Raw genomic sequence first — 288 nt, forward strand, 5'->3', positions numbered from 1 at the left:
TATACTTACAAGGAAATACTAGAGGTTGTGTTATCCCCAACCCATCAAGGATAGAGATAACAAGATTATCTATACTATGGGGGATTAGCTCAGCTGGCTAGAGCGCCTGCCTTGCACGCAGGAGGTCATCGGTTCGACTCCGATATTCTCCACAAGGATATCAATCCAAAAGGTTCATTGACATATTGAAACAACTTAACTAACAAAAGTTAGAAAGAAAAAATATATATTAAAAAATATAGAAAGTACGAATCGTAACAGATTTGTAAGCACATAAGCAAAATAAGA

Annotated in this window: 1 tRNA gene; it reads left to right on the forward strand. The window is 36.1% G+C overall.

What is annotated here, in order from left to right:
* The first annotated feature begins 78 nt into the window (after window positions 1-78).
* Window positions 79-152 (forward strand) — tRNA-Ala (locus RH98_RS15115).
* Window positions 153-288: the final 136 nt, after the last annotated feature.

Source organism: Myroides injenensis M09-0166 (assembly GCF_000246945.1).
Taxonomy (GTDB): Bacteria; Bacteroidota; Bacteroidia; order Flavobacteriales; family Flavobacteriaceae; genus Flavobacterium; species Flavobacterium injenense.